General features: G+C 38.1%; 13 protein-coding genes and 2 tRNA genes. 6 read left to right on the top strand and 9 right to left on the bottom strand.

Translation table 11 applies throughout. The features are described 5' to 3' along the window. Nucleotides 1-158 precede the first annotated feature (158 nt). The 4 genes from GQ61_RS01465 (at nt 159) to GQ61_RS09130 (ending at nt 6,101) form a co-directional block, all read left to right on the top strand. Nucleotides 159-1,379: an efflux RND transporter periplasmic adaptor subunit gene (locus GQ61_RS01465; RefSeq protein WP_232317329.1), complete on the top strand. Its 1,221-nt coding sequence runs from the start codon at nt 159-161 to the stop codon at nt 1,377-1,379. Between the two features lie 12 nt (nt 1,380-1,391). Further along, nucleotides 1,392-4,610, top strand: coding sequence for an efflux RND transporter permease subunit (locus tag GQ61_RS01460; RefSeq protein WP_085783597.1), 3,219 nt, complete (start codon nt 1,392-1,394; stop codon nt 4,608-4,610). A 50-nt stretch (nt 4,611-4,660) separates the two neighbouring features. Continuing rightward, nucleotides 4,661-5,542 carry a cation diffusion facilitator family transporter gene (locus GQ61_RS01455; RefSeq protein WP_085783596.1) on the top strand — a complete coding sequence of 294 codons (882 nt, stop codon included), beginning with the start codon at nt 4,661-4,663 and terminating at the stop codon, nt 5,540-5,542. 385 nt (nt 5,543-5,927) lie between these two features. Beyond that, nucleotides 5,928-6,101 (top strand): hypothetical protein, encoded by a 174-nt coding sequence (locus tag GQ61_RS09130; protein WP_157111108.1) that lies wholly within the window; start codon nt 5,928-5,930, stop codon nt 6,099-6,101. Between the two features lie 74 nt (nt 6,102-6,175). Here the strand turns inward: GQ61_RS09130 and GQ61_RS01450 are convergent, their stop codons facing one another. The 5 genes from GQ61_RS01450 to GQ61_RS01440 all read right to left on the bottom strand — a co-directional run bounded on the left by GQ61_RS01450 (nt 6,176) and on the right by GQ61_RS01440 (nt 8,404). Further along, a complete protein-coding gene (locus tag GQ61_RS01450; RefSeq protein ID WP_085783595.1) occupies nt 6,176-7,024 on the bottom strand; it encodes an AraC family transcriptional regulator in 849 nt (282 codons plus the stop codon). 111 nt (nt 7,025-7,135) lie between these two features. Next, on the bottom strand, nt 7,136-7,489 hold the full coding sequence (locus GQ61_RS09380) for an IS1 family transposase (RefSeq protein WP_198157280.1): 354 nt from the start codon (nt 7,487-7,489) through the stop codon (nt 7,136-7,138). Then, nucleotides 7,405-7,680 (bottom strand): hypothetical protein, encoded by a 276-nt coding sequence (locus GQ61_RS09220; RefSeq protein WP_198157290.1) that lies wholly within the window; start codon nt 7,678-7,680, stop codon nt 7,405-7,407. The genes GQ61_RS09380 and GQ61_RS09220 overlap by 85 nt, the downstream gene beginning before the upstream one ends. A gap of 78 nt (nt 7,681-7,758) precedes the next feature. Then, complete coding sequence (locus tag GQ61_RS09375; protein WP_157111104.1) at nt 7,759-7,848, bottom strand: transposase-like zinc-binding domain-containing protein; 90 nt, start codon at nt 7,846-7,848, stop codon at nt 7,759-7,761. Between the two features lie 76 nt (nt 7,849-7,924). After that, on the bottom strand, nt 7,925-8,404 hold the full coding sequence (locus tag GQ61_RS01440; protein ID WP_198157366.1) for a TspO/MBR family protein: 480 nt from the start codon (nt 8,402-8,404) through the stop codon (nt 7,925-7,927). A 458-nt stretch (nt 8,405-8,862) separates the two neighbouring features. Here GQ61_RS01440 and GQ61_RS01435 point away from each other — a divergent pair, with 458 nt between their 5' ends. Then, entirely contained in the window at nt 8,863-9,249 is a 387-nt protein-coding gene (locus GQ61_RS01435) for an SMI1/KNR4 family protein (RefSeq protein WP_085783593.1), read from the top strand. A 346-nt stretch (nt 9,250-9,595) separates the two neighbouring features. Here GQ61_RS01435 and GQ61_RS01430 read toward each other — a convergent pair. Further along, nucleotides 9,596-9,685: transfer RNA gene (locus tag GQ61_RS01430), tRNA-Ser, on the bottom strand. A gap of 140 nt (nt 9,686-9,825) precedes the next feature. Here GQ61_RS01430 and GQ61_RS01425 point away from each other — a divergent pair. After that, a tRNA-His gene (locus tag GQ61_RS01425) sits at nt 9,826-9,902 on the top strand. Between the two features lie 33 nt (nt 9,903-9,935). On the opposite strand, the gene GQ61_RS01420 is transcribed toward GQ61_RS01425, so the two are convergent. The 3 genes from GQ61_RS01420 to GQ61_RS01410 all read right to left on the bottom strand — a co-directional run bounded on the left by GQ61_RS01420 (nt 9,936) and on the right by GQ61_RS01410 (nt 14,405). Further along, complete coding sequence (locus GQ61_RS01420; protein ID WP_198157365.1) at nt 9,936-10,619, bottom strand: DsbA family protein; 684 nt, start codon at nt 10,617-10,619, stop codon at nt 9,936-9,938. A 74-nt stretch (nt 10,620-10,693) separates the two neighbouring features. Then, nucleotides 10,694-12,136 (bottom strand): M48 family metalloprotease, encoded by a 1,443-nt coding sequence (locus GQ61_RS01415; RefSeq protein WP_085783591.1) that lies wholly within the window; start codon nt 12,134-12,136, stop codon nt 10,694-10,696. Beyond that, nucleotides 12,123-14,405: an Rne/Rng family ribonuclease gene (locus GQ61_RS01410; RefSeq protein WP_085783590.1), complete on the bottom strand. Its 2,283-nt coding sequence runs from the start codon at nt 14,403-14,405 to the stop codon at nt 12,123-12,125. The genes GQ61_RS01415 and GQ61_RS01410 overlap by 14 nt, the downstream gene beginning before the upstream one ends. Between the last annotated feature and the right edge of the window lie 445 nt (nt 14,406-14,850).

Raw genomic sequence — 14,850 nt, 5'->3', positions numbered from 1 at the left:
AGGATTAGTTTGTAGTAATAGTGGCGGAGATCAGTTAACCGTTGACTAACCGCCTCCAAACTGAGTTGTTTAACAAAACCATTAGTAAATTCTTAATGCTTTGCAAGCTAATTATGTATAGAAGTGGGGCTTAAATTAAATGATTGTTAGGATCGAATATGATGAATAAAAGGAGGCTACTCATTGCTATTAGTGTAGCGCTTGTGCTAGTAAGCTTTGCGGGAGGCTTTTTCTTAAAAAATTCGATTTCTTATTTTAGTAAAAGCATTGAAAAATATCCTCAAGATGATAAGTCTAAAAAAGAAAATAATCACGAAGAAAGAAAAGTGATTAAATTAACAAATGAGCAAATAAAACGCTTTGATCTTCAAACAATAACTCTCAAAAAAAATCATTTTCAGCATCGCATCACCTTTCCTGGACAAATTGCATTGAATGAAAACAAGATCACTCACGTGGTTGCATCTGTACCTGGTGTTGTGAAAGAAATATTTAAGGGGCTAGGAGAGGTAGCAAAATCTGGTGAACCTCTAGTCACGTTACAAAGTCGAGATATGGCTGAAGCAAAATCATCTTATATTTCAGCTTATAAAAACTTAGGTTTACAAAAAGATTTACTTGGAAGAGAAGAAAAACTTTGGAAACTAAAAGTTAGAGCTGAAGTCCAGTTTATTCAAACAAGAAACAATTACGAAAATGCTAAAATTAACCTTGAAAAAGCTAAACAAAATCTTTTAGCTCTCAGTATGACGGAGAAACAGATACAAAAACTTCCCACACAAGAATCCCCCCTTAATATATACACAATTGATTCCCCAATTGATGGAAAAATTATTGAACGTCATATCACCCTTGGTGAGGTTATTTCCAGCGATAAACAAATCTTTGTAATTGCAAACTTAGATACGGTTTGGATCAATCTCGCAATTTCTGCAGAAGAGTTACCAAAAATTAAAAAAGATCAAAAGGTAGATGTATTTGCTCATCAAGGAGAGCTTATCAATTCTGGTCTTATTATGTATGTTAGTCCCGTAATTAATGAAGAAAGTCGAACGGGGCGTGCTGTTATTCAAATGAGTAATCCTCAGCATGCATTACATCCAGGAGATTTTATAAAAGCCCAAGTGGTTATAGATGAGAATTCAGCCCTCTTGAGCTTACCCAGTTCAGCCATACAACGTATTGATGGAAAAATTGTAGTATTTATAAAAACCAATGAACATTCCTTTGAAGCAAAATTGATTAACATAAAAGGATCAGAAAAAGGTGAATTTTTAGAAATTATTGATGGATTAAAAGAAGGAGATGAAGTGGTTATCAAAAATTCTTTTCTTCTTAAAGCTGAATTTGGAAAAAGTGAATCTGAAGATTCCCATTGAGAGAGGTAATTTATGCTTGAGAAGATCGTTCAATGGGTAACAAAAAAACGTTTTTTTGTTGTGTTTTTGGTTTTTATTACCTCTATCTTTGGTATCATTAGTCTTAAGTATCTGCCCATTGATGCAGTTCCTGATATTACAAATAACCAAGTTCAAATTAATACTATTGTTTCTGGATTCTCTCCTTTTCAAATTGAAAAGCAAGTTACCTTTCCTATTGAAACCGCTCTTTCTGGAATTCCTGGCCTTCAATCAACCCGGTCATTATCTCGGAATGGTTTTTCTCAAGTTACGGCTATTTTTAATGATGATGTTAATATCTACTTTGCAAGACAACAAGTCAGCGAAAAATTGACCGAAGCAAAAGAAAATCTGCCTGCGAATGTTGCTCCTAAAATGGGGGCTATATCAACAGGCCTTGGCGAAATATACATGTGGACTTTACAATATGAACATCCAAAGACAGCTAAAATCGTAGATGGAAAGCCAGGATTTCAATCAGATGGTAGCTATTTGACACCTGAAGGCTATATTCTGAAGAAAGATTATGAAAAATCTGGCTACTTAAGAACTATTCAAGATTGGATTATTAAACCTCAGCTAAAAACGGTTCCTGGTGTTGCAGGTATAGATTCCATAGGAGGTTATGTAAAACAGTATCACGTTCAGCCAGATCCCTATAAATTGATTGCCTTAGGGCTAAGTTTTACAGATATTCAAGAAATTGTAGAACGAAATAATCTTAGTCTGGGCGCTGGATATATCGAGAAAAATGGAGAGTCTTTAACTGTTCGCGCAGATGGCAGAACAGAAACAATTGAACAAATTCAAAATATTGTTGTTTCATCGAAAAACAGCACTCCGGTTTACTTAAAAGATGTGGCGAGTGTAGAAATTGGTAGAGAGCTGCGGACGGGAAGTGGTAGCGAAAATGGATCAGACGCGGTAGTGGGAACAGCGCTTATGTTGATTGGTTCAAATAGTCGGATTGTTGCCGATGCAGTTGATCAAAAATTTAATGAGATTGTTAAAACATTACCTCCAGGTATTAGTGCACAAACAGTTCTAAATAGAACAAAATTAGTCGAAGCAACTGTTAAAACTGTGGCTAAAAATTTAAGCGAAGGCGCTTTACTTGTTATTGTTATCTTATTTCTCATGCTCAAAAATTTTAGAGCAGCTCTTATTACAGCATCTGTCATACCTATTACTATGCTGATGACGTCCATGGGTATGCTGGGAACACGAACAAGCGCAAATTTAATGAGTTTAGGAGCTTTGGATTTTGGTCTTTTGGTAGATGGATCGGTCATCATTATTGAAAATTTTTTAAGAAGATTAAATGAGAAATCCCATGAATTAAAACGCCCTCTCAATTTAGCCGAAAGGCTAAAAGAGGTTGTCGATGCTACAAAAGAGATGAGTCGTCCTACCCTCTATGGACAAGCCATTTTAGTCTTAGTCTATATCCCACTTTTAACTTTTACAGGTGTTGAGGGGAAAATGTTTCAACCTATGGCCATTACGGTCATCATGGCCCTTATTAGCGCTTTTATTCTATCGATCACTTTTATTCCTGCTATGACTGCTCTTTTTGTAAAAGGGGGGCATGATGAAACGCAAGGTTCATTTATGACACGAGCAACTCAATATTATGAAAAAGCTCTTGATTATGCGCTAGAAAAGCCGAAAAATGTCTTATTATCCACAATTGTCGCATTTGTTTTTTCTGCCATAATCTTTTCACAGTTGGGGCAAGAATTTGTGCCAACGCTCGATGAGAAAGATTTAGCTATGAATGCTATGCGCATACCAAGCACTTCTTTAACGACTTCTCAAGTTATACAATTTGAAATAGAAAGAACAGTGGCCTCCTTTCCAGAAGTTTCATTTGTTTTTTCAAAGACTGGTACTGCTGAAATGGCTGCTGATCCTATGCCTCCTAATATTTCAGATACTTTTATTATTTTTAAATCTCGATCTGAATGGCCCAATCCAGAACTTAAAAAAGCTGAATTAATTGAGAATATTCAGAAAGCAGTTGCGTCTATTCCTGGAAATACCTATGAATTTACTCAGCCCATTCAAATGCGATTTAATGAACTGATAGCAGGTGTTCGTAGTGATGTTGCTGTAAAAATTTATGGAGATGACTTTGATATCATGAATCAAACTGCCAGTCAAATTTCTGGCGTTTTGAAAAAAATTTCTGGAGCTGCTGATGTTAAGGTTGAGCAAACTACAGGATTACCTGTTCTAGATTTTAAACTTAATCGTGACCGTATGGCGCGCCTTGGACTTAATGTGAATGATATTTTAAATGTTATCAGTATTGCTATTGGTGGTCGTGAAGCAGGTGTTGTTTTTGAAGGAGATAGAAAATATGACATCATCGTTAAGCTTTCAGGAGAACTAAGAGAAAATTTTGCACTTCTTGAAAACCTTCCAATTTTTCTTAAAAAACCATTCTCAGAAAAAGATACAATCTCTGGTAATTTAAAAGACAAAGTTGTTTCCATCCCGATGAAAGAAGTAGTGGAACTTGTTATAACAGATGGCCCTAATCAAATCAGCAGAGAGAATGGAAAAAGGCGCGTTGTAGTTCAAGCAAATGTCCGTGGGACTGACATCGCAACTTTTGTAAAAAATGCGGAGTTATCTATTAAGCAGTCTATCCAAATACCGGTCGGATATTGGTTGGAATGGGGAGGACAATTCAAGAATCTTATGGAGGCAAAAGAAAGACTCTATTGGGTAGTACCTGGTTGTTTCTTTATGATTTTTATGCTTTTGTTTGCTGCTCTTAATTCCGTTCAAGGAGCGCTTTTTATTTTTACAGCTGTCCCACTTGCTTTAACTGGCGGGATTTTAAGTTTATGGCTCCGCGGTATCCCATTTTCGATTTCTGCTGCAGTTGGTTTCATTGCTCTTTCTGGAATAGTGGTTTTGAATGGCCTTGTAATGGTTACAACTATTAATGATAAACTTAAAAAAGAAAGTCTGGAAATTGCCATTAAAGATGGCGCATTGACAAGGCTTAGACCTGTGCTCATGACTGCTCTTGTGGCATCTCTCGGGTTTGTACCTATGGCAATTGCAACTGGAACGGGGGCGGAAGTACAAAAACCTCTTGCAACGGTTGTCATTGGAGGGCTTATCACGTCAACTCTGTTGACTATGCTCATTATTCCTGTTCTTTACAAGCTGTTTTCAAAGCATAAAACAATATAATGCTTGCTAAATATTGATCAATAATTATCCTGGTAAAGGGGTATTGAAACATGGATCATTCTCATGATCATAGCATTAATAAAAAATTTATCATTGGAATATTTTTAAATTCGATTTTTATCATCACTGAAATATTTTATGGATTGCAATCTCAATCATTAGCTCTTATAGCGGATGCGGCTCATAATGCTGGGGACGTTTTTGGTTTATTGATAGCTTGGTTTGGGTATTGGCTTACCTATAAAAAAGCTCCTCAAAAATTTACTTATGGTTATAAAAATGCAACAATTATAGCGGCATTTATTAATGCTATCCTATTATTCCTGGCAGTGGGCGGAATTATATGGGAAGCAATTCAACGTTTAGGGATTGATCAGCCTATAGCATCAACTACCGTGATTATAGTGGCATTTATAGGAGTGATTATAAATGGAATGACTGCCTTTTTCTTTTTTCATGATCGTCACACTGATATTAATATTCAAGGCGCCTTTTTGCATATGCTTCTGGATGCATTAGTTTCTTTAGGCGTGATTTTTGCGGGTTTATTTATTCTTTGGAAATCTTGGTTTTGGATAGATCCAATAATAAGTTTGGTCATTGCGGCAATAATATTAATTAGCTCTTGGGGATTGTTTAAGGAGTCTTTAAATCTCATGCTTCTTGCAGTCCCAACTTCTATTGATATGGAAAAGCTAAAATTAAATTTGATGGAGAATGCAGAAGTAATTGCTATACACGATTTACATATTTGGCCAATTAGCACTAGAGAAACTGCCCTATCTGTTCACATAAATGTTGATTTTGATCACTATCATGATAGCCTCACTGAGAAATTATCAGAAATTATTAAAAGAAATCACGATATATCTCATGTAACTATTCAACTTGAGTCCAGCAAGAGAAAATCAAACTGCGAAACAAATTGCTAAAATTTCATGATTAATGATCATGATCTTTTTTCATCATATTTTTATGCGCATCAGCGTTTGGTATAGATATAACACCAAGGGGCCATCCTGTACACTACTTCTGCTTCTTTCCATCTAGGGATGAATAAAAGAGAAGTTGCTATAATCAAACATCCAATAAAAACAAACTTCTGTTTTTGATTAGCTTTATATAGCTTGATAGACAAAATAGTTAGAAGTAGAAAAATAGAAGCGGTTATCACTGCCCAATTTTTGTAATCCGTCATAGCTGCATGAGATGGTTCATCATGCGTGCGGTGTTATACGCATAGAGCCCCGCCGCGGCGACTGCCGTGTATGTTAAGATCATGGGCTTCCCGTATTTTTTATTTTAGCAGCATAAACAATGAAAAGTCTGCTTATCAAGAAGGATGAAACAAAATGTAAATTGGATTTAGATGACGATGAAGAAGTCACTGTTTGGTATAAGAAGGGAACCCAGAGACTGACCTTGACTCTTAAAGGTTCTAGCCAAATTAAATATATGGAAATGACAGAAGACACTATAAGACAGAATTAATTTTAGAAACTTGATTTAAATATATTAAGTGAGGTGCCAAGCGTGCACCTCACTTATTCCTATACGCTGTCCCATTATTTTAAAAGCACCCAAATTTCTGTCAGAAGTTCTGTTTCAGCAACCTCATGATCAAAATTGTAGTAACAAAATATGCAAGGTAGATCACCAAGTTCTTCTTTAGATTCGGGCAACCAATCGCGATAGAGGTTGTAAATCGTATCACCAATAGTGTCACGAGACCCCTTGTGGGTGGTGACCGCATATCGCCCGGCAGGCAGAACCCTTTCTATAACCTGATCATTCAATTTAAAATCTTTAGGAACAGCCAAGGCTAAATCAAAACGGAAGTCTTCCGGCTTCACTTCTCTCGGATCATGGTAACCAAAACCAAAAGCCTCTCCTGGCTTTGGTTTCAAATCAATTGGTTGTGATTTTGCCCATCTCATGAGTTTATCCAATGTATCAGATAATCTCATGGGATCTCCATGATGTTCCATAACAGCAAGCTTTCTAGAGGGTAGTTCTTTAATCGTAATTGTCATAATTTTCTCGCCTTTAATATTCAGTGGATGCGGCGGATTTTCCCATTTATTCCAATTAGCTTTGCTTCTAAATTCGCTAGGACTTTGCCCGCAAATTTGTTTAAAAGCTCGACTAAATGATTCATGGGATTCAAACCCTGCATCCAAAGCAATGTTAATAATTGTATCCTCTTTATGCACAATCAGTTGATGAGCAGCGCGTTTAAGCCTCAGCCACTTGATATAGCCTCTCAGAGGTAAGCCTGTGTAAACCGTAAACAGTCTGTGAAAATGGTATTTTGAAAAACAAGCGATACGGCAAAGCTCATCCAGTTCGAGATCCTGATCAAGATGCGCGCCTATAAAATTTACTACTCTATCGATTCGTTCTTTATAATTCATAATACCCATATTCAAAAAACGTTTCAGTTGTACGCATTTACATGAATAAAAATACGATGATTATATCTTGTATGCTTGACCGCCGTTGCTAATTAAAAAAGGGAGTATTAATTAAAAGATAGACGAGAATTTTTCTCTGATTATTTCAAAATGGGTGGGTTCCTGCAGAAACCGCGAAAGACGCAAGGAAAGATCAACCATATCTTTGCTTCTTGAGACAATTCTCGTTCTTCTTGCCATGCGCCCTAAGTGATGCCTGGTATTCGCGTTATCACTTTCAATACGAGTCGTTCCTGACTTTCCAATGATATGCCTCTCTTGAGGAAGAATCTGGGAGTAAACCTCCCAATCATCGGTGTAAAAGTTTCCTTTGACGTGCTTTACTTTTTCATAAAGTCTTTGGAAGGTTTTAGCATTACGATGGCCTGTAACCCAGGCAAGGGTTTTCCCTTCATGACGATCCAAGGCTTTCCAAATCCAGAGTTTGTTTTTTTTGAAGTGACATAATGCCACATCTCATCAAAGTCAATATCATAGGTCCCTTCTGGCACTTGAGGGGGCGGAAGGTCCTCACAAAAATTACGAATCCAGTGGTAAACAGCTGTTCTCGAAACCTTAAAAAGTTTTGCTATGAATCCATAACTTGATTTTCCCATTCCATACAACAGGACAGCTAAAGCCTGAGCTTCAACAGGCGTTTTCTGTCTCCGATCACCTTCGATAAACGACAGACCTCATTCTTTGCATTTATATCTTTGATGTTTTCTTGCCTTCCCATTTCTTACAAGTTTAAAGCTTCCACAATCCTTACATCTAACTTGCATTTCTGCCTCCTATCTTTGTTTGAAGGCTGTATATCATGTCTCTCTTTTAATTAACACTCCCACAAAAAAATACTATTCAATTATGCTGCCATATATAAAAATTTAAATAGCTCGCAAATAGAATCCACGCTAAATAAGGAATCATAAGGAGCGATACCGCTCTGATCTTTGAATAGGATGAATAAATAATCATGCTAACGACGATATCCATAGCCCCCAAAACGACAAGGGAAAAACCGCGCGCGTGATAGTGGAAAAACAAGGGCGTCCAACTCCAGTTTAAAATTAACTGAAGCGCATATAAGGACTTGATGAGACGTAAACCTGGAAATGACGATGCGCGCCAAATGATCCATCCGCAAACACCGATTGTCGCGTACAAAATAGTCCACGCAATCGGAAATACATAGTTTGGGGGTGTAATGGCTGAACGATTTAAGGTGCTATACCAAGTGCTAATCTCAGGTTTCGTTAAAGACCCAATGATCGATCCAATCACGATAAGTGATACGATCCATACAGCTAAAGAGAGATAATTTTTATTTCCTGCATTCATCAACGATAGACTCATCTTGGTTAAACAGTTTCTTAAAGTGGTCAAAATCTTTGAGAGTTCTAATATAGCTAAATCTTGCGGCTTTTAGTATTTCTTTTAAGTGATCTTGTGTAAAAATCCTAGCTTTTAGCTCTTCAGTTTTTGGATGAATAGTCCTACCTTCTTCTATAAGTTTATATACGTATGGATGTACAAATTCGCTTCATATTGTACCGAAGTGACTTAGGATGATTTTTTACCATTAAGTTTAGGTTATAATAAAACGTCTCTCTTCACTATAACTTAACCAACTCCAAAGAGATGTAATTAGAGAATATAAAATTGGCTCTCTGTACATAAGATGAAATTCATCATGTACTCTCTGTTTCTTTTTTTAAACCAAAGAACAAGTTTTTTTATGTTGGATTGACAATCATCTAAATAATCGACATCATGAGCAAATTATTATGGATAAACACATGGCTTTTCCTACTCAAGAAAATATAATTTTAGAAAATGAAAAAGAAATAGGCTGTAAATTTCCTTCATCATATCGAAACAAAATGATGAATGAAAATGGCGGAGAAATTGAGTTTTCTGATGATCATTGGCAGCTATTTCCATTTTTTGATAAAACAGATAAAAAAACTATTAGCAGGACGTGCAATAGCATTTTCAAAGAAACAAAATTAGCCCGCGAATGGAGAGGGTTTCCAGACAACGCAATTGCTATAGCAACTAATGGCTGCGGTGATTTTTTAGTTTTTATCAAAGAAAATACTCATTTGAAAAATGAAGTGTATATATGGCTCCACGAAACAACCGAGCTAAAGAAAGTCGCCGTTGATTTTTCAGAAATTTTCTAAAGATATTTTTTTGTCAAAAACTAATTAAACGAGATAATAATAAGAGTTAGTTTAATCTGTTTTCTACCTCGGTCTTCTTTCTTTAAAACCCAGGTAAATCAAAAGGTTTAGAATATTTATACCTTTGACCAGAGTGTTCGCATGTATCGGAGATAAAGGGGGGCAATAATAGAGATTTTGAGGAGTGAAACAACTAAAATAGAGAAAGTGAAGTACGTATCTCAATCGCTATCGCTTGCCCTGCAAGAACCTGGTGATCCAGGTGTTTACTGAACTTCTTTGTCATCTGTGATTTCTTGTGATGACGGTTTTTGATGACGCATATAAAACGCAGCCTCAAAAAATCTGGCGGAGGGGGAGGGATTCGAACCCTCGGTACGCTTACACGCACAACGGTTTTCGAGACCGCCCCGTTCGACCGCTCCGGCACCCCTCCTTGGTTTAGCAGCTATAACAAAAAAGAGCGCTGGACAAAAGCATCTTAATTTTGAAAAAAGTGATTTTTAATTCAGGAACTTTCGTCGCATTTCCTTGACGATGGGAAATGAATAGGTTAAAAAAACCCATTCTTAGGTGGCGGGTGTAGCTCAGTTGGTTAGAGCGCCAGTTTGTGGCACTGGAGGTCGTGGGTTCAATTCCCATCACTCGCCCCAGTTTTCCTTCTTATCCAGCGCTCTAGTGTCCAGTTAAGCCTGCTGACTTTTGGTCAGAGCAATGAGCTGTTCAAGCGCATCTCCTGATACGCCCCCTTCAATAAGAACACCATCAATAATAGATGTTGGCGTGGCATTGATCCCCATCACTTCAGCTAAACGGCTATTTTCGTGTAAAAGCTGTGCAACTTTCGGTGAATTCATATCTTTCAATAATTGATCAGGATTAAGGCCCACTGACTTTGCTAATCCTGGGATGCTTTGTTCATTCGCTGCAGGACCCATTTTGTGAATCAATTGAATAAATTTTTCATATTTATCAGGGTCTTGAAAAAAAGCAGCTTGCGCAGCGCGTTCAATGAACACAGAAGGTTCTCCAAAAAGAGGAATAGAGCGTACAAGAATACGAACGTCAGGATGTTTCGCTAAGACTGCTTCAGCAGTCGCGTAAAAAGTTTTACAGTGTCCACAGAGATGATCAACAAACATAACGCCAATGACTTTGCCTGCTGAAGCCCCAACAAAGGGTACATTAGCAGCTGCAAAAAGCTTTTCACGATTCGCATTAATCTTTTTTTGCACGTCCTGTGATGTGCCAGTATCTACTTCAGTATGCGTGCTCTTAGCTTGTTCAGACCATGCAGCCTTAAGAGACGTAACATTGTTTGTCATTAATAATGCTGTGCTGAGTGCAAAAATTTTGAGTGATTGGTACATAATTCTCCCCATTAAATAATTATCTCGGAAAAAACAATACAAGGATGATGCGCGGACGTCGATATAAAAAGTGCTTAATCATCCTCAGAAGAAGGAGAATCCTTTTTCACGGCATCGAGTCCTTTGAGGATATCATTGGCTTGAAGCTTATCGACGTCATTTTTTAGCATTGTGAGTGCGCGTTTAGCTTGCTTTTCAGCAATCTCGTATTTTCGTTCACAAAGTGCTTTTTCGGCCAGATAAAGAGCGCTTTTTCCCATATCTCCTTCGCGACCGTAAACCACGGATAAAGAATACCAGAGATTTGGATTAAAACGTTCACGATCCATGATGCCGAGCAGCTGTTCCTTGGCCTTGGTTAAGGATGCAGGGTTCTCAGATTCTATAAGTGCTTGTGCGTAAAATAAACGAATGATAGGAGAGTTACGGTGATCCCGTTCGACAGCTTGATGAAAACAGTCAATGGCTTGTGGAAGCTTTCCACTTTCATAAAGGATCTGTCCTTTTTGCTCATAAAAGTAAGCATTATTTGGAAAATCCTTAATCAATCCATCCATCAAAGTTAACGCTTGCTCCATATTGCTGTTTCTGAAAGCTGCAATGGCGCGCGCATAGCGCGCTTCTGGTGACGTATCTTTGCTTGGATATTTAATAATAACCTGAGCAGGTTTTAGGAAAGCAATAAGCTTAGCCTTGATAAGTTGAAATTCAGTTTCAAATTTATGGGGAATTGCTTTGGTCTGAGGAACTTTAGCAATTGCTTGTTTAAAAGCTTCAAGACGCTCTGTTGTCAAAGGATGGCTAAGCATATAGGGGTCTTGCATCTCAGGTGATAAAAGTTCTTGTTGATGTAATTTTTTCATAAAGTCAAACAAACCTTGAGGGGACCAATCAAGCTTATTTAAAAATTTAATGGCTGCTTGGTCGGCTGAACCTTCTTGTCCTCGGCTATATTTCATAAGGTTTTTTAGTCCAAAAGCCATGCCAGTGCCTACTATCGCACTTGCATCATTTCGATAAGCATCAATAGAATCATACATCACAGAACCACCTTTGTTCGTGACGTCTGACCCTATACCTGTTCCACTTTGTGGTCGACCAACATAAGCCGCAGCTGCAGCTAAAGCCATAGCGCCAAGGCCTAAAAGTTGTGATTTTGCCATTGCAGACTCAGACCGGGCAATATGTCCATCCGCGATGTGGCCTGTTTCGTGAGCAAGAACTCCGATGATCTCAGAGGCATTGTTAGCACCCGTTAAAAAACCAGTATTTAACAGAAAAGTATAATTTGTTGTAGCAGCCGCATTGATTGTATCGTCCACGATCACAAACAATTGAAGATCTTTTGGGTTTAATCCCGCAGCTTCAAAGATAGGCTTGGTGAAATCCCTCAAGACTTGTTCAATTTCTGCATCACGAATGATTGTACCTTCTTTAAAGACAGTCAAAGCTACTGCGGAATTTTGAATTCCAAACCAGAGAGCACAGAAAAGAAGAATATGTTTAATTGTTTTCATCTGTTTTTTTAATCAATCTTTTAAGCCAGCTTTTACGACCCTTACCTTTTCCCTTCGTCGTGCTCTCAGGGCCTTCATGAGAAGCAGTATCACTCACAGGAATATTTTCTTTCGATTTCTGTGTAGGTGCTTGCGTATGTTCATGGGTAGGAGAGGGGGAAGCTCCCTCTGATTGTGAAGCTCCTTGAGCCTTCTCATCTCCTTGTTGTGGATTATGAGGACGGTTCTTATGACGGTGCCTAAAATGACGATGGCGGTGACGATGTCGATGTCCACCGCTACCTCCTCCTGATCCTGTCGTCGCACCCTCTGATTGGCTGGATTCATCTTGCTTCTTCATAGGCATTTCATCGGTGTGAACTTCGTTTTGAACAGGAGGCTTGATGTTTCCATTTGGTTCAGAAGGTTGATGTGCGTCTTCACCATGATGCGGTTGATTAAAATTTTGAGTATGATGCTGATGTTTTGAACGACGACGATGACGATTACGTCCTCCACCTTTCTTTTGTTGGTGAGGATGTTGGGGAGTAGGAGTCTCTTCTTGAACTTCCTTTTGTTCCCGGGGTTCTTCTGAGACTTGTGGTTTTTTTGTCTCGACTTCTTCAAGACGTGTGATCGTATAATTAGGTGTTATAATTTTAGGATCACTTTCAATAACAACAGTGAATCCATGGCGCTTTTCCATTGAAGATAACTGTAAACGCTTATTGTTCAGGATATAAAAAGCAACAGCTTCTGGAACCTTCAATAAGACTTTTTTAGCTTTCTTTGCAAAACCTTCTTCTTCAAGGATACGAATGATCATGATCGCTACAGATTCAGTTGACCGAATAAAGCCTGTTGCTTGGCAGTGCGGGCAGGGTACAGAAGCTGTTTCCAAAATGCTTGGCTTGAGACGTTGACGTGATAATTCTAAAAGTCCAAAGGGGCTTATTTTACCAATTTGTACACGGGCACGGTCATTACGGAAAATCTCACGTACACGTCTCTCTACATTGGCAGTATTCTTATTATTGTCCATATCAATAAAGTCAATAACAATCAGTCCTGCCAGATCTCTTAAACGCACCTGACGATAGATCTCTTCAGCGGCTTCCAAGTTTGTCTTATAAGCTGTTTCTTCAATATGGCGCTCTTTTGTCGCTCGACCAGAGTTAATATCAATGGAAACTAACGCTTCTGTGGGATGAATAACGATTGAACCGCCCGAGGGTAAGCGAACCATGGGGCTATGCATTTCATCAATTTGCTTTTCAATCTTTGCATGATAGAAAAGAGGCACGCCATCGCTACTATAAAGTTTCACCCGCTTCACATGACTGGGCATAAGGCTTTTCATAAAGGCTTTTGCGACTCTATGACCTTCTTCGCCTTCTACCAAAACTTCTGCAATATCCTTAGTATATAGATCTCGAATAGCACGCTTCGTAATATCGTCCTCTTGATAAATTAAAGAGGGGGCAATGGATTCAAGCGTACTTTTACGAATAGAATTCCATTGACGCATTAAATACTCGGCGTCACGCTTAATCTCAACTTTGGTTCTTTCCATTCCGGCTGTACGAATGATAAGCCCCATTCCTTCTGGTGTTTCTAAGGAATCTAGAATACTGCGTAAACGCTTACGATCTGTGATATTCGATATTTTTCTTGAAATACCACCACTTCTAGGAGAGTTGGGCATAAGAACACAATAACGACCTGCCATGGAAATATAAGTAGTGAGCGCAGCCCCTTTACCGCCACGTTCTTCCTTTGTGACCTGTACTAAAAGAATCTGATTTTTCTTAATAACTTCTTGGATTTTATAGAGACGATGGAGAGAAGGACGGTAGTGTTCCTCTTCTTGATCATCCGCATCACTGACATCTAATTCGCCGCCAATTGTTGAAACTTCTGTTTCCCCGTCAGTTGTTGCTTCTTTCTTCTCTTCTTCTAAAGCTATTTTGGCATTTTCTTGTTCACGAAGTTGTTCAACTTCTTCGTTGAGTTTTTTTTCTAAAGCTTGGCGATCAGAGATGGGAATGCGGAAATAATCAGGATGAATTTCATTGAAAGCTAAAAATCCGTGCCGTTCAGCACCATAATCAATGAAAGCAGCTTGTAACGATGGTTCAACTCTAGCTACTTTAGCCAGATATATATTACCTTTTAGCGTTTTCTTTGTAGCAGATTCAAAATCATAATCGATAAGTCGCTTATTCTCATCGATAATTGCAACGCGCGTTTCCTCGGGGTGGGCCGCATCGATCAACATCTTTTTTGCCATAGTCTACAACTCCTTGTGCCTTTATGCACATAATAATGGGAAGAGCTGCAGCACCAAGGTCCTGATTGGATCTAAGCCCAATTAAGGGGAAAAATGCTGGAGAGGTTATTTTATCTAAATTCTCAGCTTGAATTCTTATCATTATATTCAAAACCTACAAGTTTTAACCAAAGTTAGTGGCGCAAGCCAGCTCTTCAAAATTCATATACGCTTCGCTAGAAGGGGAAACCTGTTAATATTGTATGTCTCCCATTAAACTAGCATTCAATACAACTATAGGATAACGATTGTTTATTTTAAGAACAACTCTTTTCTTTTTTGAGTTAAAAATCATAAAAAGTAACCAATTTGGTCATATTCTGAACTAAGATACAGTATAATACTCTTGAAACAAAATTGAGGTTTTGGCATAAGCAAGATATACTCTTCTTTGAGTTTATATCCG

This window comes from Candidatus Nucleicultrix amoebiphila FS5, from assembly GCF_002117145.1.
In the GTDB taxonomy this organism is placed as follows: Bacteria; Pseudomonadota; Alphaproteobacteria; order Caedimonadales; family Nucleicultricaceae; genus Nucleicultrix; species Nucleicultrix amoebiphila.
This window is presented reverse-complemented; position numbering and strand designations above follow the sequence as displayed.

What these genes read in the sequence shown, in the direction of transcription:
- GQ61_RS01465 (WP_232317329.1), top strand. Translation starts at nt 159, where the DNA reads ATGATGAATAAAAGGAGGCTACTCATTGCTATTAGTGTAGCGCTTGTG.
- GQ61_RS01460 (WP_085783597.1), top strand. Translation starts at nt 1,392, where the DNA reads ATGCTTGAGAAGATCGTTCAATGGGTAACAAAAAAACGTTTTTTTGTT.
- GQ61_RS01455 (WP_085783596.1), top strand. Translation starts at nt 4,661, where the DNA reads ATGGATCATTCTCATGATCATAGCATTAATAAAAAATTTATCATTGGA.
- GQ61_RS09130 (WP_157111108.1), top strand. Translation starts at nt 5,928, where the DNA reads ATGAAAAGTCTGCTTATCAAGAAGGATGAAACAAAATGTAAATTGGAT.
- GQ61_RS01450 (WP_085783595.1), bottom strand. Translation starts at nt 7,024, where the DNA reads ATGAATTATAAAGAACGAATCGATAGAGTAGTAAATTTTATAGGCGCG.
- GQ61_RS09220 (WP_198157290.1), bottom strand. Translation starts at nt 7,680, where the DNA reads ATGGGAAAATCAAGTTATGGATTCATAGCAAAACTTTTTAAGGTTTCG.
- GQ61_RS09375 (WP_157111104.1), bottom strand. Translation starts at nt 7,848, where the DNA reads ATGCAAGTTAGATGTAAGGATTGTGGAAGCTTTAAACTTGTAAGAAAT.
- GQ61_RS01440 (WP_198157366.1), bottom strand. Translation starts at nt 8,404, where the DNA reads ATGAATGCAGGAAATAAAAATTATCTCTCTTTAGCTGTATGGATCGTA.
- GQ61_RS01435 (WP_085783593.1), top strand. Translation starts at nt 8,863, where the DNA reads ATGGCTTTTCCTACTCAAGAAAATATAATTTTAGAAAATGAAAAAGAA.
- GQ61_RS01420 (WP_198157365.1), bottom strand. Translation starts at nt 10,619, where the DNA reads ATGTACCAATCACTCAAAATTTTTGCACTCAGCACAGCATTATTAATG.
- GQ61_RS01415 (WP_085783591.1), bottom strand. Translation starts at nt 12,136, where the DNA reads ATGAAAACAATTAAACATATTCTTCTTTTCTGTGCTCTCTGGTTTGGA.
- GQ61_RS01410 (WP_085783590.1), bottom strand. Translation starts at nt 14,405, where the DNA reads ATGGCAAAAAAGATGTTGATCGATGCGGCCCACCCCGAGGAAACGCGC.